This is a genomic window from Janthinobacterium sp. GMG1, assembly GCF_034427795.1.
Lineage (GTDB): Bacteria > Pseudomonadota > Gammaproteobacteria > Burkholderiales > Burkholderiaceae_D > Janthinobacterium.
Window position 1 is genome coordinate 278,359 of record NZ_JAXQNT010000004.1, and the last position, 15,886, is coordinate 294,244.

At 62.3% G+C, this 15,886-nt stretch carries 17 protein-coding genes; 9 read left to right on the forward strand and 8 right to left on the reverse strand.

The features are described from left to right. Nucleotides 1-118: 118 nt before the first annotated feature. The 4 genes from SJI03_RS13065 to SJI03_RS13080 form a co-directional block, all read right to left on the reverse strand. The gene (locus tag SJI03_RS13065; RefSeq protein ID WP_034781728.1) at nt 119-496 is read right to left on the reverse strand and encodes an HPF/RaiA family ribosome-associated protein; all 378 of its coding nucleotides are present in this window, start codon (nt 494-496) and stop codon (nt 119-121) included. Nucleotides 497-683: 187 nt separating this feature from the next. Next, on the reverse strand, nt 684-1,349 hold the full coding sequence (locus SJI03_RS13070; protein WP_099379478.1) for a DUF1345 domain-containing protein: 666 nt from the start codon (nt 1,347-1,349) through the stop codon (nt 684-686). A gap of 38 nt (nt 1,350-1,387) precedes the next feature. After that, nucleotides 1,388-2,659 (reverse strand): MFS transporter, encoded by a 1,272-nt coding sequence (locus SJI03_RS13075; RefSeq protein ID WP_322427459.1) that lies wholly within the window; start codon nt 2,657-2,659, stop codon nt 1,388-1,390. 86 nt (nt 2,660-2,745) lie between these two features. Continuing rightward, entirely contained in the window at nt 2,746-3,771 is a 1,026-nt protein-coding gene (locus SJI03_RS13080; RefSeq protein ID WP_322427460.1) for a CDP-6-deoxy-delta-3,4-glucoseen reductase, read from the reverse strand. 12 nt (nt 3,772-3,783) lie between these two features. On the opposite strand from SJI03_RS13080, the gene SJI03_RS13085 reads away from it, so the two are divergent. From SJI03_RS13085 to SJI03_RS13100, 4 genes are all read left to right on the forward strand, one after another. Further along, nucleotides 3,784-4,701 carry an SDR family oxidoreductase gene (locus SJI03_RS13085; protein ID WP_322427461.1) on the forward strand — a complete coding sequence of 306 codons (918 nt, stop codon included), beginning with the start codon at nt 3,784-3,786 and terminating at the stop codon, nt 4,699-4,701. Between the two features lie 83 nt (nt 4,702-4,784). After that, nucleotides 4,785-5,045, forward strand: a complete 261-nt coding sequence (locus SJI03_RS13090; RefSeq protein ID WP_035825355.1) for a hypothetical protein — start codon at nt 4,785-4,787, stop codon at nt 5,043-5,045. Nucleotides 5,046-5,234: 189 nt separating this feature from the next. Next, on the forward strand, nt 5,235-5,504 hold the full coding sequence (locus SJI03_RS13095) for a hypothetical protein (RefSeq protein WP_099379474.1): 270 nt from the start codon (nt 5,235-5,237) through the stop codon (nt 5,502-5,504). Between the two features lie 242 nt (nt 5,505-5,746). Then, nucleotides 5,747-5,986, forward strand: coding sequence for a hypothetical protein (locus SJI03_RS13100; protein WP_029496207.1), 240 nt, complete (start codon nt 5,747-5,749; stop codon nt 5,984-5,986). Nucleotides 5,987-6,073: 87 nt separating this feature from the next. On the opposite strand, the gene SJI03_RS13105 is transcribed toward SJI03_RS13100, so the two are convergent. From SJI03_RS13105 to SJI03_RS13115, 3 genes are all read right to left on the reverse strand, one after another. Then, complete coding sequence (locus SJI03_RS13105; RefSeq protein WP_099379473.1) at nt 6,074-6,814, reverse strand: glycine-rich domain-containing protein; 741 nt, start codon at nt 6,812-6,814, stop codon at nt 6,074-6,076. A 188-nt stretch (nt 6,815-7,002) separates the two neighbouring features. After that, entirely contained in the window at nt 7,003-8,862 is a 1,860-nt protein-coding gene (locus SJI03_RS13110; RefSeq protein WP_233516264.1) for a CHASE domain-containing protein, read from the reverse strand. A gap of 201 nt (nt 8,863-9,063) precedes the next feature. After that, a complete protein-coding gene (locus SJI03_RS13115; protein ID WP_322427462.1) occupies nt 9,064-10,830 on the reverse strand; it encodes a glutamine--tRNA ligase/YqeY domain fusion protein in 1,767 nt (588 codons plus the stop codon). Between the two features lie 162 nt (nt 10,831-10,992). Here SJI03_RS13115 and SJI03_RS13120 point away from each other — a divergent pair, with 162 nt between their 5' ends. From SJI03_RS13120 to SJI03_RS13135, 4 genes are all read left to right on the forward strand, one after another. Then, a complete protein-coding gene (locus tag SJI03_RS13120) occupies nt 10,993-11,286 on the forward strand; it encodes a DnaJ domain-containing protein (RefSeq protein WP_010395442.1) in 294 nt (97 codons plus the stop codon). 105 nt (nt 11,287-11,391) lie between these two features. Next, entirely contained in the window at nt 11,392-11,904 is a 513-nt protein-coding gene (locus SJI03_RS13125) for a hypothetical protein (RefSeq protein ID WP_034781751.1), read from the forward strand. Continuing rightward, entirely contained in the window at nt 11,894-12,682 is a 789-nt protein-coding gene (locus tag SJI03_RS13130) for a hypothetical protein (RefSeq protein WP_099379471.1), read from the forward strand. The genes SJI03_RS13125 and SJI03_RS13130 overlap by 11 nt, the downstream gene beginning before the upstream one ends. 19 nt (nt 12,683-12,701) lie before the next feature. Next, nucleotides 12,702-13,574, forward strand: a complete 873-nt coding sequence (locus SJI03_RS13135) for a hypothetical protein (protein WP_099379470.1) — start codon at nt 12,702-12,704, stop codon at nt 13,572-13,574. Between the two features lie 30 nt (nt 13,575-13,604). On the opposite strand, the gene SJI03_RS13140 is transcribed toward SJI03_RS13135, so the two are convergent. Then, entirely contained in the window at nt 13,605-14,507 is a 903-nt protein-coding gene (locus SJI03_RS13140; RefSeq protein ID WP_322427463.1) for a LysR substrate-binding domain-containing protein, read from the reverse strand. Between the two features lie 103 nt (nt 14,508-14,610). On the opposite strand from SJI03_RS13140, the gene SJI03_RS13145 reads away from it, so the two are divergent. Further along, nucleotides 14,611-15,885, forward strand: a complete 1,275-nt coding sequence (locus SJI03_RS13145; protein ID WP_322427464.1) for an MFS transporter — start codon at nt 14,611-14,613, stop codon at nt 15,883-15,885. Nucleotide 15,886: the final 1 nt, after the last annotated feature.

The window sequence follows — 15,886 nt, forward strand, 5'->3', positions numbered from 1 at the left end:
ATACGCTGGAATGCTTGCGGTTTTGTTATGGATGTTGGCGCGCGCGAAAGGCGGGGCGGATGTGCAAAGGCAGCCTTGAACGGCTGCCTCAGTCTCTGGAAATCCTGCGGGTGGGGAGTTACTCGGCGGTTTCTTCCGCTTCGGCCGTATCGATCACGGCATTCTTGCCGGTGGCATGGCGCTTGCTGTCTTGCAGGCGGCCCAGGGCGCTATCGATGGCGCGTTTCAGTTTATCAGTGGCGCCGGCAACGGATTGATGCACGGTGGCGTTCTGTTCGGTCACTGCGATCGGTTGATAGCCAGCAACGCGTGCTTCCATGACGCAGCGGATATCGTCGGCGCCGCCTTTCGGGCCATTCGTGTCGCTGATGTGGACTTCGATGCGGGTCAGGTTGTCGCGGAAGCGGTTCAGTGCGCTTTCAAGTACGGATTGCACATGTTCGTTCAGTCCAGCGGTGTTGGCGATGGTGCTGTCGGTATGAATATTGATTTGCATATGCTTACTCCTGTCAATTCAAAAAAAACCCATCTCAGGCGTGCTGCGGCCTGGTTGCTGCCTCATGCACATGACCTCTGTGCATGGAACTTATCTTACTCCTCTTTCCAGTATTTCAAGAGGGTGCGCACGATTAAGATGCGCTTAACCCTTCAGCCAGGTCAAGTTTCCGCTACGAAATTATTTTTCAGCCATTGATGAGTCCAGCCGCGATATTGATCGACAGCCCCAGCACGACCAAGTTGAAGAAAAAGCTCAGCACGGATTGCCCCAGCACGATCTGCCGCATCATGCGCGTCTGCACGGAAACGTCCGACGTTTGCACGGCGACGGCGATGGTGAAGGCGAAATACAGAAAATCCCAGTAATCGGGCTCTTGCTCGTCGTCGGGAAACTTCAGGGGGCGCAGTGCGGGGTCGGCCTGGTAATACAGGTGGGCATAGTGGAAGCAGAACAGGGTGCCGACGAGGAACCACGAGCCGACCAGGGTGAGTATCGTCAGGCCATAATGCAGCGCGCGCTCGTCCGGCGCCATGTCTTTCATCGAGGACAGCTGCGAGACGATGGCCACCAGGCTCATCACGGATGCGACGGACAGGGCCGACAGGACGGTGGCCGCCCGCTCGTCCTGGCGCGCCGCCATGGCTTTGACCTTGTGGTGGTTGGCGCGCATCATCATCCAGGCCATCGTCGCCAGGTAGAACCAGACGGCGACATTCCACGCCGTCAGCAAGCGCGTCATCTGTTGCCAGGACGAGGGCAGCAACAGGCCGGCCGCCACGCCGATGGCCGTGGCCATGCTCAGGTGGGGGCGGCTGCGGATGAAGCTGTGGAATGGAAGCGTGATTTTCATGGTGCGGCTTGGTCAGTGGCGATAGCGCATCTTAGACCTTATGTGCTGGCCGTGGTGGCCGTCCTGGCGGCCGCTTCCTTCTCGTGGTGGGGGAAGCGGTCCATGCGCGACAGCACGGGGAACAGCACGGCCCAGATGCCCGTCACGGCCAGGGTGGCGGCGCCGCCGAAGAGCACGGCGCGTACGAGGCCGAACCAGCCGGCCGTCAAGCCCGATTCGAACTCGCCCAGCTCGTTCGAGGCGCCGATGAAGACGGCGTTGACGGCGCTGACCCGTCCGCGGATCTCGTCCGGTGTCTCGAACTGCACCAGCAAGTGGCGGATGTAGACGCTGACCATGTCGCCGGCGCCCATCAGGAACAGGGCCGCCAGGGCCAGCGGGAAATAACTGGTGCTGCCCAGCACCAGAGTACCCAGGCCGAAGACGGCCACGCCGCCGAACATCCACGCGCCCACGCGGCGCGTGATGGGAAAGATGGCCAGCGCGATCGAGCACAGGGCGGCGCCCGCGCCCGGCGCCGTGCGCAGCAAGCCCAGGCCGCTGGGGCCGATATGCAGCACGTCGTGCGCGAGCGCCGGCAGCAGGGCCGTGGCGCCGCCGAACAGCACGGCAAACAGGTCGAGCGAAATGGCGCCCAGCACGATGGGTTTCGACCAGACGAAGCGCAAGCCTTCGAGCAGGGTATGCCAGCTGACGGGTTCGCGCTTCACCACTTGCGGCGCGGGCGTGGTGGCGCGCATCAGCAGGACGGACACGACCAGCAGCGCGGACGAGATCAGGTACACGACCTTGGGGCCGAAGTAATACAGCAAGCCGCCCAGGGTGGGGCCGAGGATGATGGCGACGTGCGAACTCGATGAACTGAGTGCGACGGCCCGGCTGAAGTGTTGCGTGGGCACCATGTTGACCAGCACGGCTTGCGTGGCCGGCATCATGAAGGCGCGCGCGCTGCCGAACAGCACCAGCACGGCAAACACGGGCCAGACGATGGAAATATTGCTTAACGTAAACGCCAGCAGGGCCAGCGCGCAAGCCAGTTGTGCCGCCAGACACCAGGCGATGATATTGCGGCGGTTATAGCGGTCGGCCACGTGGCCGGCCGGCAAAATCAAGACGAGGAAAGGCGCGAATTGCGCCAGGCCGATCAGGCCCAGGTCGAACAGGCTGCCCGTGATCTGGTACACCTGCCAGCCGATGGCCACGCTTTGCATCTGCACGGCCACGGTGCCCAGCACGCGGGCGGACAGGTAAAAGGCGAAATTGCGGTGACGCAGGATACTGAAGCCGTTGCCGGCAGAGGCGAGAGACATGAATACTTTCCAGGGCACGACGGGGTGAGGCGGGTGGCGGCAGCGGATGCCGCGCCAGCAGCACCCCGCTGTCTGGAAGGTGACGCTTACTTGGCCAGGTCGGCTTCCGTGGTGAAGGCGTCCGCGTAAAATTCGTCGGCTGGCAGCTGACACAGTTGCACGAAATCGCGGTGGGCCGCATCCACCATCACGGGCGCGCCGCAGGCATACACCTGATACGCGGACATGTCCGGCAAGTCGGCGATGACGGCCTGGTGCACGAAGCCCGTGCGGCCTTCCCACGCGTCTTCCGGCAAGGCGTCCGAGACGACGGGCACATAGGTGAACTGCGGCAAGTCGGCGGCCCACTGGCGGCACAGCGCGTCCATGTACAGGTCGTGCGGACGGCGGCCGCCCCAGTACAGGGTGATCGGGCGCGGCGATTGCTCGTTGATCATGTGCTCGACGATGGCTTTCAATGGGGCAAAGCCCGTGCCCGAGGCCAGCAGCACGACGGGCTTGTCGGAATCTTCGCGCAGGAAGAAAGTGCCCATCGGGCCTTCGAAGCGCAGGATGTCGCGCTCTTTCATGCTGCCGAACACCTGGTCGGTGAACAGGCCGCCCGGCAGGTGGCGGATGTGCAGGCTCACGGGGCCGCCTTCGACGGGGGCGCTGGCCATGCTGTAGCTGCGGCGCTTGTTGTCGCGCAACAGGATTTCGATATACTGTCCGGCGCGGTAGTGCAGGCGCTCGCTGGCCGGCAATTGCAGGGTCAGCACGACGACGTCGGGGGCGACTTTCTCGATGGTGGTCACGCGCGACGGCATTTTCTTGATCGGGTAGTCGCTGCTGCCCGCCACTTCGCGCGCTTCGATAACGAGGTCGGCGTCCGTGGTGGCGCAGCAGAACAGGGAAAAGCCGGCCGCTTCCTCTTCCGGCGTCAGGGCGCGCTGCTGGTGCGCCTTGTGCTGGACGGTGCCGGAGAGCACTTTGCCCTTGCAGGAACCGCAGGCGCCATTTTTACAGCCATACGGCAAGCCCACGCCGGCGCGTATCGCCGCCGCCAGCACGGTTTCGTCCGCTTCGCAGCTGAACTGGTGGCCGCTGGGCTGAACAGTAACTTGAAAAGTCATACAATCCTTGAGATGAAAAATATGTTAATGCACTCTTTGCGCAAGCCGTCAGGCTTGCCGCGCTTGCTGATCCTGGGCTGCGGCGACGTCGGCATGCGTCTGTTGCCGCAGCTAGCGGCGCGCTTCCGCGTCTTTGCCGTCACCAGCCAGCCGGCGCGCTGCGCGCAGTTGCGGGCGGCCGGCGCCGTGCCCATCGTGGCCAACCTCGACGACCGCGCCAGCCTGAAACGGCTGGCGGGACTGGCGTCGATGATCGTGCACCTGGCGCCGCCCTTGTCGTCGGGCTTGCTGGACCGGCGCACGCGCAATCTGGCCGCCATTTTACCCGAGCATGCACGCATGGTGTATGTGAGCACCAGCGGCGTGTATGGAGATTGCGCCGGCGCCTGGGTCGATGAAACGCGGCCGACGGCGCCGGGCAATGCGCGCGCGAAGCGGCGCGTCGACGCCGAACAGGTCTTGCGCGGCTGGGGCGCGCGCCGCGGCGCCAAGGTGGCCATCCTGCGCGTGCCCGGCATTTATGCGGAGGATCGCTTGCCGTTGAAGCGCTTGCGCGAGGGCACGCCAGCCCTGGCCGCGGGCGACGATGTGTACACCAACCATATCCATGCCGATGACCTGGCGCGCATCATCGAGCGGGCCCTGTGGCGGGGCAAGCCGGGACGCGTGTATCACGCCAGCGATGACAGCGAACTCAAGATGGCCGAGTATTTCGACGCCGTGGCCGACACGTTCGGCTTGCCACGCCCGCCGCGCCTGCCGCGTGCCGAGTTGCAGCAAGTGGTCACGCCGATGCTGCTGTCGTTCATGTCCGAATCGCGCCGCCTGCACAATACGCGCCTCAAGCGCGAGCTGGGCGTGCGTCTGCGCTATGCGCGCGTGGCCGATGCCTTGCAGGCGCTGTCTGCCGATGGCGCCGGCATCGGGTAAAATGGCCGGTTATCTGCGCACTTTGCTGGGCCGGCGCGCAGCGCGCCGTTCCCGCGTTGCGCCACTCACTTAAGGACTACAGCATGAGCACCCTCACTTACGAAGAATACCTGGACGAGGTCACCACCGTCCTGACGGAACTGTACGACCTCGACGACGAGGCCGCCATCAAGCTGGTCGTGGCGGCGCAGGACGCCGAATTTTTTGTCCCGCACGATGCGCATGAGGAAATGCGTACCGCCGAGCAAGCCAAGAAAGATGCGGTCACCTTGTTCGAGCGCAAACAGAATCGCCAGCAAACGCAGGAAAAACAGCAGCAGCGCGTGCGCCAGCAAAAGAAATAAGGACGGAAGCCAGGCCGCTGGAGTCATGGCACAGTACAGGCTTCGGCGCAACGCCGGGGCCGTGCCTTTGACGCAGCGCAAACGCGTCATGGCGCGCTGGCGATATGGTGAGCAATGTCGTCACGCGTCTGGGCTCTTGTGGCGGGCTCTGAACAGCGTGACGCTGTTTCCCGTCAGCAGGAGCAAGCCATGCGAGCTACGAATCACCCCAGCAAGGAACAGGTACGCGCCTACATGCGTCGGCGCGAACGCGCGCTGCAGCCGCCGCCGCCGCCCGATGAAATCCGCCGGCAACTGGCCTGGTGCCGCGTGGATGCCCTCCCGGGCACTTGCCCGCTTGCCACCCCGGCCGGCGTGGCCGCGCAAGGCTGGCATTTATCTGCGGAAATGGCCCGCCTCAGCACCCTCATGGCCATAGTCTGGCTCATGCATAGCGGTGTTGCTCATCGTAAAAATTGATGACTTGCAGCAAATTTTTCCGATTTGAGTTATCCTCTAGCACATTCCAAGTGCGTCAATTCTCTTCAATTATCACAATTTTGCTTTAAGTTACGCAAAAATCAACAATAGCGTGTATTATATTGTTTGCGGCGTAAAAGCCGCATAAGTGATGGCGCTTTTTAGTGTGTTTACCCTGAATTATTGCAGAAGAGACATTCGGTTTCTTTTTGCTCTAATACAACAAGTACGGATTTTCGATCATGTCTCTCAAACAAATTACCTCTTTGCCTACCTACAACCCGAATCGCGTCCTCGATGCGATCATCGACAAGTTGCAACTGAAAAACGATGCCGCCTTGTCGCGAGCCCTGGAAGTGGCGCCACCGGTCATCAGCAAGATTCGTCACAATACCTTGCCGATCGGCGCCACGATCCTCATCCGCATGCATGAAATCAGCGATTTCAGCATTCGTGAACTGCGCGAGTTGATGGCTGCCTAAGAGCGCCTGACAGACGGCAAGCTGAGAGGTGCCGTCTGGGTAAGCCAGGCTTGCCGCGTGCGGCAGCCACATCTGTTTTCCGCTTTTCTATTGCGGGTCGCGGTTCAGCACCGGACGATCGACATAGAAACGCCCCATTTCCAGGCCAGTCGAGGACGACTTGACCACCGCCGCGGCCAGTGAGGCAGGGGCGCTGGAAAATGCGGTGTTGGCAGCCCCGGTCGCGCGGCCCGAATACGCCGTCGCCTGCACCGCCGCACTGGAAAACGCCGTCTGCACGGCCCGGCCCGAGTAAGCCGTCGCCTGTACCGCTGCACTGGAAAATGCTGTTTGGACAGCCCGTCCTGAATACGCAGCTTGCACTGCCCGTCCCGAATACGCAGCCTGTACCGCCCGTCCCGAATACGCCGCCTGTACGGCGCGCCCCGAATACGCCGTGTCTGCGCGGATATAATCTTCCCCGAACGTTTGTTCATACAACTGCTTCATGCGCTCGCCCACGCGATGGTGCGCCGCTTCGTCGTCTTCGCCGCGCAGGCCGATGTAGGGGAAGTGATGAAGGAAGTAACCGAACACCTGTTCGCAGTCCGCCGCATATTTCAGGGTGTCGAGGATGTGGTAGTGCCAGAAGGTGTCGACGTCCATCAAAGGCGCCGTTTCTTCTTCCGGAAACTGTTTCATCAGGATCAGGAAGCGGCGGTACTCGAATTCCACTGCATTCGCCTTCTCCAGACTCCATCCTTCGCCTGACTCCCGGTGCATCAGTTTGACCTTGATCGCGTCCAAATTCAAATCGGCAATTGCTTTGAAACTGTCGTTCGTATCCATGAATGTCCTTTGGTAAAGAGCGTTGTGGGAACTGCGGTGTAACAAGGAAAAGCGGTGCGTGTGTACTCCTGGCAAGTAGTCGAGGAATGCCTGGCCCATGGCGGGCGGGCGCTGAGTTGTTCTACATCAATATTGCATCTAATTACGAAATATGCAAGCTGAGCTTGCTTCGTGCGGGCGCGCGGCTGTCACCCGCTGGCCCGGCTTTCTTCCTGGTAGGGAAAGGCGGTGGCGTCCGCGCCCAGCGGCACGCTGACGTGTACGCTCATGCCGGCGCCGGGGCTGCTTTCGATGTAAAAAGTGCCGCCCAGCAATTTGATGCGTTCCTCGATGCCCACCAGGCCAAACGAGCCCAGCTTGTTGCGCCCGTCGATGGCCGCGCCCACGCCGTTGTCGCTGATGCTCATCGACACCGTATCGTGGCATTTTTCCAGCTTGACTTGCACGCGGCTGGCATTCGCATGCTGGGAAATATTGCTGAGCGACTCTTGCAGGATGCGGAACAGGGCCGTCGCGCATTGGTCGCTGAGGCAAATGTCGTCATGGCTTTCGCTCACTTCGCAGGCAATGCCCGTGCGCTGGCGAAACTGCGCCACCTGCCATTCGACGGCCGCATTCACGCCCAGGTCCAGCACGGTAGGGCGCAAGTCGTTGATGATCTGCCGCACGCTCTTGATGGTGGCGTCGATCTGCTCCAGAGTCGAGCGGGCGCGGGCGTTCAGGCGCGGGTGGCGGCGCTGCGTGCGCGAGGCCAGCATGTCGGCATCGATGCGCAAGACCAGCAGGTTCTGTCCCAGGTCGTCGTGGATTTCGCGCGCGATGCGCTTGCGCTCTTCTTCCTTGATCTGGTCGGCATGCGCTGCCAGGCGGCGCAGTTTCTGGTGCGACAGTTGCAATCGGATCTGGCTGGCGCGCAATTCCTCCGTCATGCCCGTCGCCATCTGGATGGCGCGCCGGCGCGACGACGCCAGGGTGTGGAACAGTACATACAGCAGCATGGTGCTGGCAAAGCCGATCAGCAGGGCCAGCCACGGCAGGAAGACGTCGAAGCGCGAATACAGGTCGCTCTTGCGCACGCTGAACAGCGCTTGCCAGGCGCGGCCATTGTGCTCGATCAGCAACGTGCTGCTCAGGTAGCGGCCCGAATTGCCGGGCTGCCACCATGGCGCATGCATGCCCGCCGCCGTGCTGTCGAAGATGGGACGCATGTCGTGCGGCAGCTGCAGCGGCACCTCCCGCTGTTCAAGCGCCTGCGGGCCGATATCGAACAGGGTCAGGCGGACGTTGCGTACCGGCATGTCGGCCAGCGCGCTGCGCATCATCGTCACCAGGTCGTAGCCGATGCCGACGGAGCCCTGGTAAGCCGCGCGCCTTTGCTCCAGCGTATCGACCGGCATGCCGAAGCGGTACACGGGCATGCGCATGGCCATGCCCGTCAATTGGGGGCGGCCGTCCATCGGCACGGGCACGCCGGAATTGCTGATCTGGCCGGAGTCGCGCGACAGCGCCAGCGCTTCGGCGATCAGCGGGCGCGCGGCGATGTCATAGCCATACTTTTCCGGAGCGCTGGCGATCGGCTCGATGTACACGAGCACGGAATACTCGGCGCGCGGGGCGGGCGGATGGATGGCAAACGCCGGATAGCCGTCGCGCCCGGGCGGATAGTCGCGCTGCATGGCCGCTTCGAAGGCGGCGCGCTGCGTCTCGTCGAGTTCCTGGCTGTAATTGAGATTCATCACGCCCGGGTAGTTCTGTTGCAGGGCGATGTTTGCCACGTAGCGGTGGAATTGCTCGCGGCTCACGTGTGCGTTGGCGCGGAACAGGCTGGCCGTGCCGCGCAGCAGGTTGGCATACGACTTGGTGCGCGATTCGATGCTTTTCTGGGTGTTGCGCGCCAGATTGTTGAATTGTTCGCTGGCATCGCTTTCGATCGATAGCGAGGCGGCCATGTAGAACAGCAGGCCCGCCATCATCGACACCACAACGCCGAGCAGCCACTGCGGTCTTTTTTCAGCAGCTAAGGGGTGTTCGCCGGCAGTAGAAGACATCGCCATCCGCATCAGGAAGAGGAATCGGGTGCCGCCTGGGCGGCGGAGGCTGGGCTGGGTTGTGCAAGCGCCATCGAAATTGCAAATTGCTCAATAGCTGCCTAATATACAAAATTATCGTGAATGTAGTCAACAGGCAATATTTCTCGTTGAAACGAAAAAAAACCGCCGCAGCGGTTTTTTTCGTGTGCCGTCCAGCCCTTATTTGGCGGGCTGCCAGCTGTCTTTCAGGGTGACGATGCGGTTGAAGACGGGCTTGCCAGGCTGGCTGTCAACCCGGTCGGCCGCGAAATAACCGTGGCGCTCGAACTGGAAGCGTTGTTCCGGCTGGGCCAGTTCCGCGCCCGGTTCCAGCCACGCTTGCACCACTTCCTTGGCCAGCGGATTCAAGGCCAGTTTGAAGTCCTTGCCGCCCGCGTCCGGCTGCGGGTCGGTAAACAGGCGGTCGTACAGGCGCACTTCGGCGGGAATGGCCGTCGGCGCGCTGACCCAGTGCATATTGCCCTTGACCTTGTAATTGGCGCTGCCTTCCGTGCCCGATTTGCTGTCGGGGAAGTAGGTGCAATGCACGGCGATGACCTTGCCGTCCGCATCCTTGTCGTAGCCCGTGCACTCGATCACGTAGCCGTAGCGCAAGCGCACACGGCTGCCCGGCTTGTCGTCGATCGGCGGATACAAACGGAAATAGCCTTTATTTGGCACTTCCATGAAGTCGTCTTCCTCGATCCACAGCTCGCGCGAGATGGGGAAGGTGCGCAGGCCGCGCTCCGGGAAGTGCGGGTGCACGGGCGCCGTGCATTCCACGCTCTCGCTCTCAGGGAAATTGTCGATGATCAGTTTCAATGGACGCAGCACGGCCACCGTACGGGGTGCTTTCGGATCCAGGTCTTCGCGCAAACAGCCTTCCAGCACGCTGTAGTCGATCCAGCCGTCGGATTTCGTCACGCCCGTGCGTTCGCACATCAGTTGAATCGCTTCCGGCGTGTAGCCGCGGCGGCGCATGCCTACCAGGGTCGGCATGCGGGGGTCGTCCCAGCCATCGACGATTTTTTCTTCCACCAGCTGGCGCAGCTTGCGCTTGCTGGTGACGATGTAGGTCAGGTTCAGGCGCGAGAATTCGAACTGGCGCGGCACCGGTTGCTGGAAGAAGCCGCCGGCCGACAGGGTTTCCAGCAGCCAGTCGTAGAACGGGCGGTGATCCTGGAATTCCAGCGTGCAGATCGAATGCGTGATGTTTTCCAGCGCGTCCGAGATCGGATGCGTGTAGTCGTACATCGGATAGATGCACCAGGCGTCGCCCGTGCGGTGGTGGTGCGCATGGCGGATGCGGTAGATGGCCGGGTCGCGCAAGTTCATGTTCGGCGAACTCATGGCATCTTCGCTCATCTTCGCGCGCAGGATGTGCTCGCCATCCTTGAATTCGCCCGCCTTCATGGCGCGGAACAGGGCCAGCGATTCGTCGCGCGGACGGTCGCGGAATGGCGAATTCTTGCCGGCCTGACCGAAATTGCCGCGGTTGGCGGCCATGTCTTCGGCGCTCTGGCTGTCGACATAGGCAAAGCCGGCCGTGATCAGGTACTCGGCCATCGCGTACAGCTGGTCGAAATAGTCGCTCGCGTAGTGCAGGTGGCTCTGGCCATCGGCATGCTTCGGCTCCCAGTCAAAGCCCAGCCATTTCACGCTGTCCATGATGGTGTCGACGTATTCCTGCTCTTCCTTCGCCGGATTGGTGTCGTCGAAGCGCAGGTTGCACTGGCCGGCATAATCGCGCGCCAGGCCGAAGTTGACGCAGATCGACTTGGCGTGGCCCACGTGCAGGTAGCCGTTCGGCTCCGGCGGGAAACGCGTGATCACCTGGGGCAGGCCGGGACGCACATGGGCGCCGGCAGCCAGGTCGGCTTCGATGATGTTACGCAAGAAATTGGGCGCCAGCGCTGGCGCGGCGGTATTCGGTTTATCGTTGCTCATTGATCAATGCGGAAGAGTGACAGTAAAAAGCATTTTACCGTACCACAAGCGCTTTATAAGCACGTATTTACCCCCATTTCCCGGCATGCAAGCGACGCCGACGCCGTTCTATAGGATAATTCGCCTTTAATTAGCAAACAAAACGTGACCCCGGAGCCATTTATGGAAAATTTATATAACGTCCTCGGTGTCGCGCCCAATGCCAGCGACGATGAAATCAAGAAGGTTTACCGTTCGCTGGCCATGCGCTTCCACCCCGACCGCAACCAGGCCCCCGGCGCCGAGGCGCGCTTCAAGAGCGTGACCAAGGCGTATGAAATCCTGGCCGACCCGGCCAAGCGCGCAGAATACGACCAGAGCGTGAACCACCGCATCATCATCGACCCGGAAGCGGAAGCCTATGCCCTGTGGTGCGGCGTGTTCCGCCTGCATGGCACGGTACTGCCGGCAGACTAAGCCTGCTGGCGGCCGCCCGGCCAGCCCGAATGATTTGAAAAACAACAAACAATGGTGCTTTTGCTTTTAAGTAAAAGTGCCGCGCATCACATTGGAAAGCACAGCATGAGAAGAGTACACCCTGAATTCGCGTACCAGTCGCGCGAGCTGGAAGGCCAGATCGAAGGCATCCTCGGCGACCCGCCGAACCGCAAGAACTACAAGAGCATGGTCGACGCCCTGGTGGGCGAATACGCGAGCGGCGGCGGCATCGAAGACGTGAACATGCTGGCCTTCGCGCTGGTCGACCACATCACGTTCAGCGACCCGAAAGGCTTGCTGGCCGAAAGCGAAGACTACGAATTCGGCGATACGGCCCGCGTGTTTTCCATGGCCGCGTGCGCCGCGCCGGAAGCGGCGAAGATGTACGCCGCGATTGAAGAAAGCTTCCCCGACCTGGCGCGCCAGGCCATCATCACGGCCTTTTTGCACAAGAATCCGCGCCTGTGGGACGACGACGACCAGTCGCTCGACCAGCTGGCCGCCAATGACGACGGCGACGACGAGCACGATGAAGACGAAGCCACCGACGATTTCGCCCAGATGTTTGACCAGGATGGAGATGACCATGGCCGATAACAATGAACAAAAGAGCAACTTGCCCGCGCTGACCAAGCAGGTCACTGAACTGGTGCTGTCCGGCTCGCTGGGCCACGCCGAGCAGGCGTTTGCCGACGCGGCCGACCAGTACGGCGATCTTGCCGTGGTGGAAGTGCTGAGCGCCATCCCGCCGCAAGTGACGGCCCTGCACCTGGCCGGCTTCGACGGCGGCAAGATGTCGCTGGCCACCCTGCTGGTGCCGCCGAAGGCCTGGGCCGACAGCCTGGCCTTCATCGCCGCCACCTGGAGCGACGACCAGATCGAGGACGATCCGGAACGCATCGCCGAATCGCTGTTCGCGCACATCCACGGCGTGGTGTTTTCCACCGACGACGCCGAGCGCCGCCGCGAGCTGCTGCTGGAAGCGTCCGCGACCGACTGGGGCGCCACGGCGTTCGCCATCCTGTTCTCGATGGCGCCGAAGGAAATCCTCGAAGTGGCGGGCGAGATCGTCATCAAGGGACCGTATGTGACGGGCGTGACCTCGTCCGACAACGACGTCGTGCCGCTGGCCATCGAGCTGGCGCAAGCGAATGAAGACGGCTGGGACCGCTCGTTGTTCGAGCTGTTCCCCGACTTCCGCCACAGCGCCGACCTGGCCGACGCGGAATACTCGGACGACCCGGACGAAGAGCCGACCATGTTGCAGCGGAGCACCAAGGAATTGCTGTACCGCCTGCGCAAACAAGTGCCGAGCACGCGCAGCGCGCCACGCTCCAGCACGCGCCGCAGCCTGGGCACGGGCATTTTCTCGTAATGAAAGCAGGGAACGTCTAATGCTGCCAGCAATTGTTGTAGAGAATCTTCCGCGCCTGGTGCGCGCCATCAAATTGTTGCCGAACGATCCGCGCGAGGACGCGGCGCTGGACCTGGCCGACGAATTGACGGGCATCACGGCCATGGTGGCCGAGAAGTTCACGAATGAACGCACGGCCGACGGCATCCAGAAAGCGCTGTACCTGACGGTGGGTGGCGTGTCGCTGGGCCTGGAGCAGGCCGTCACGCATGAAGGCGACCAGGCCGCGCTCGACTTCCTCGTCGAGCACGGTGCCGAGCACGCATTCCAGGTGGGCTTCCGCCTGATCAAGGAATTGTCGCAGCTGCCGGAAGACGCCCTGGTGGGTGAGTACGACCAGGACCCCGTTTACCTTGCGCGACGCCTGCGCGAGCTGTTCATCGATATTTGCCAGGCCGACCCGAACCAGAACTGGGCCGGCTATGAAAAGTATGCCGTGCAGTTGCAACAGCGCAAGGAAGTGCAAGCCGTCGTGCGCCTGGCCGGCTGGCTGCGCCGTCACCACGACAACGGCCCCGTCAGCGACAGCGACTTGAATGCCGAGGGCGTCATCGCCCTGGCCATCATCTTTGCCATCGAAGGCGGTGGGCGCATCATCGCGCGCACGGGTCAGAAGGAGTTTGAACGCTTTGTGCGTTCCGTGCGCAAGAACAAGCCCGACTTCGAGGAAGGCTGGGCCGCCCTGGTGGCCAAGGTGCCCGTGCAGCACCATCCCGTGTTGCTTGACCGCATCGCCTCGTACCGCCGCAGCTGCACTGTCGTGCATAAAATCCTCACGCGGGCCAGCATGAAGAGCCTGTTCGAGGATCTGGAAAACTATGCGGGTTCGGAGCTGGACGCCGACTACTCGTAAAGCAGTGCACGTAGGCCGGCGCCTGCTGGCCTACGCTCCCCCTTCCAGCGCCGCTTCCTCGGCCAGTTTCACGAATGCCGCCACCAGCGGCGACGTCTCTTCTTCCCGTTGTGCCAATAACAGACTGGTGGTCGCCTGCGGGTCTGCGATCGGGCGGTAGCACACGCCATCCATGCGGATGCGGTCGAACGAGGCGGGCAGCACGGAAATGCCGCAGCCGGCCGCCACCAGGCCGATGATGGTCGACGCTTCGCCCGCTTCCTGCGCCACCTGGGGCACGAAGCCGGCCGCCTTGCACAGGCGGAAGATCTGCGGATAAATTCCCGTGCCTGCATCCTTGGGGTACATGACAAAACCTTCGCCCGCCATGTCGGCAATGGCAATCGCATCCTTGGCCGCCAGCGCATGGGCGACGGGCAGCACGAGGAAGAGCGGATCTTTGCGCAACTCCGTCAGGCGGATATCGTCCGGATACGTCGTTTCCGGCGGGCGCACGAAACCCAGGTCCATGGTGCGGCCGCTGATCGCTTCCAGCTGATGCAGGGTCGCCATCTCGTGCAAGGTCAAGGTGACGTGCGGAAACTGCTGGCGGTAGCGGTTGATGACGGTGGCGAAATACGGCGTGAATGGCGTGGAAAAGGTAAAACCGATGCGCAACTCACCCGCTTCGCCCCGCTGGGCCCGGCGCGCCGTCACGGCTGCCTGTTCCGACAGGGCCAGGATGCGCCGCGCATCATCGAGAAACAGCGCACCCGCCTGCGTCAGCCGCACGGAGCGTTTGTTGCGTTCGAACAACTGCGCGCCCAATTCCGCTTCCAGCGCCTGGATCTGCTGGCTCAGCGGCGGCTGGCCGATGTGCAGGCGTTCAGCCGCGCGCGTAAAGTGCAGCTCTTCGGCGACGGCGACAAAGTAACGCAGGTGGCGCAGTTCCATATAAGTAATATTTTAAAAGTATGAGTTGGGCCTTGAATATATATTGGACGATATGAGTTGGCAATCCTAAGATGAAGACTCGCTCCTTCTTCGAAACACGGCCATGTCTGATTCATCGCTTGCCTTTGCCCCCGCTGCCCCATCCGCCATTCCGGTTTCTGCTCCAGTTCCCCGCACGGCCATCGCCAAGGGTTCCATTGAATTCAAGCGCAGCAACCGCGCCCTGTTCTTTGGCGGCTTTTCCACTTTCAGCTTGCTGTATTGCATCCAGCCCCTGTTCCCGCTGCTGTCACACCAGTTTCATCTGACGCCGGCGCAAAGCAGCTGGTCCTTGTCCGTGTCCAGTGGCTTGCTGGCCATTTCCTTGGTGCTGCTGAGCGCCGTCTCGGACAGGATCGGGCGCAAGCCGCTGATGGTGGCGTCGATGTTTTCCGCCGCGATTCTCACTATTTTGTCCGCGTTTGCGCAGGATTATGCGCAGCTGCTGGCGATCCGCGCCGCGCTGGGCGTGGCCTTGGGCGGCATGCCGGCCGTGGCCATGGCGTATCTGGGCGAGGAAATCGAGGGTCCGTCCCTGGGCCTGTCGATGGGGCTGTATATTGCCGGCAGCGCGTTTGGCGGCATGTCGGGACGGCTGGTGGCGTCCATGCTCAGCGATTTCCTGTCGTGGCGCTGGGCGCTGGGCGTGCTGGGCGTGGCCGGCGTGCTGGCGGCGGCGGAATTCTGGCGCAGCCTGCCCGCGTCGAAGAATTTCGTGCCCAGTACAAAAGGCTGGAATGCCTTGCCGCACGCGATAAAACAGCATTTTTCCGACCGGGGCTTGCCATGGCTGTTCTGCCTGGCGTTCGTGCTGATGGGCTGTTTCGTCAGCCTGTATAACTACATCGGCTACCGCCTGCTGGCCGCGCCGTTCGGCTTGCGCCAGAGCACGGTCGGCTTGCTGGCCTTCCTGTACCTGATCGGCATCTTCAGTTCCGTCTGGGCGGGCCGGCTGGTGGACCGGCTGGGGCGCCGGGGCGTGCTGTGGATCATGCTGTCGGTGATGCTGTCCGGCATTTTATTGACCCTGTTCGACTCGCTGCCGCTGATCGTCATCGGCATGGCGCTGGCCACTTTTGGCTTCTTTGCTTCGCACTCGATCGCCAGCAGCTGGGTCAGCCGCCGCGCCCGCGCTCCGCAGGCCCTGGCGTCGGCCTTCTACCTGCTGTTCTATTACCTGGGTTCGAGCCTGATCGGTTCCGCCTCGGGCATGATGTGGGGCTTCGACGGCTGGACGGGCGTGGTCATCATGCTGGGGCTGTGCCTGGGCGGCGGCGTGCTGATCGCCTTGCGCCTGCGCCATTTGCAGCCGCTGGGGGCGCGTGACGCGGTGGGCTGAG

Bases quoted from the DNA above. Each gene is read 5' to 3' on its own strand.
- SJI03_RS13065 (WP_034781728.1), bottom strand. From the start codon at position 496: ATGCAAATCAATATTCATACCGACAGCACCATCGCCAACACCGCTGGA.
- SJI03_RS13070 (WP_099379478.1), bottom strand. From the start codon at position 1,349: ATGAAAATCACGCTTCCATTCCACAGCTTCATCCGCAGCCGCCCCCAC.
- SJI03_RS13075 (WP_322427459.1), bottom strand. From the start codon at position 2,659: ATGTCTCTCGCCTCTGCCGGCAACGGCTTCAGTATCCTGCGTCACCGC.
- SJI03_RS13080 (WP_322427460.1), bottom strand. From the start codon at position 3,771: ATGACTTTTCAAGTTACTGTTCAGCCCAGCGGCCACCAGTTCAGCTGC.
- SJI03_RS13085 (WP_322427461.1), top strand. From the start codon at position 3,784: ATGAAAAATATGTTAATGCACTCTTTGCGCAAGCCGTCAGGCTTGCCG.
- SJI03_RS13090 (WP_035825355.1), top strand. From the start codon at position 4,785: ATGAGCACCCTCACTTACGAAGAATACCTGGACGAGGTCACCACCGTC.
- SJI03_RS13095 (WP_099379474.1), top strand. From the start codon at position 5,235: ATGCGAGCTACGAATCACCCCAGCAAGGAACAGGTACGCGCCTACATG.
- SJI03_RS13100 (WP_029496207.1), top strand. From the start codon at position 5,747: ATGTCTCTCAAACAAATTACCTCTTTGCCTACCTACAACCCGAATCGC.
- SJI03_RS13105 (WP_099379473.1), bottom strand. From the start codon at position 6,814: ATGGATACGAACGACAGTTTCAAAGCAATTGCCGATTTGAATTTGGAC.
- SJI03_RS13110 (WP_233516264.1), bottom strand. From the start codon at position 8,862: ATGTCTTCTACTGCCGGCGAACACCCCTTAGCTGCTGAAAAAAGACCG.
- SJI03_RS13115 (WP_322427462.1), bottom strand. From the start codon at position 10,830: ATGAGCAACGATAAACCGAATACCGCCGCGCCAGCGCTGGCGCCCAAT.
- SJI03_RS13120 (WP_010395442.1), top strand. From the start codon at position 10,993: ATGGAAAATTTATATAACGTCCTCGGTGTCGCGCCCAATGCCAGCGAC.
- SJI03_RS13125 (WP_034781751.1), top strand. From the start codon at position 11,392: ATGAGAAGAGTACACCCTGAATTCGCGTACCAGTCGCGCGAGCTGGAA.
- SJI03_RS13130 (WP_099379471.1), top strand. From the start codon at position 11,894: ATGGCCGATAACAATGAACAAAAGAGCAACTTGCCCGCGCTGACCAAG.
- SJI03_RS13135 (WP_099379470.1), top strand. From the start codon at position 12,702: ATGCTGCCAGCAATTGTTGTAGAGAATCTTCCGCGCCTGGTGCGCGCC.
- SJI03_RS13140 (WP_322427463.1), bottom strand. From the start codon at position 14,507: ATGGAACTGCGCCACCTGCGTTACTTTGTCGCCGTCGCCGAAGAGCTG.
- SJI03_RS13145 (WP_322427464.1), top strand. From the start codon at position 14,611: ATGTCTGATTCATCGCTTGCCTTTGCCCCCGCTGCCCCATCCGCCATT.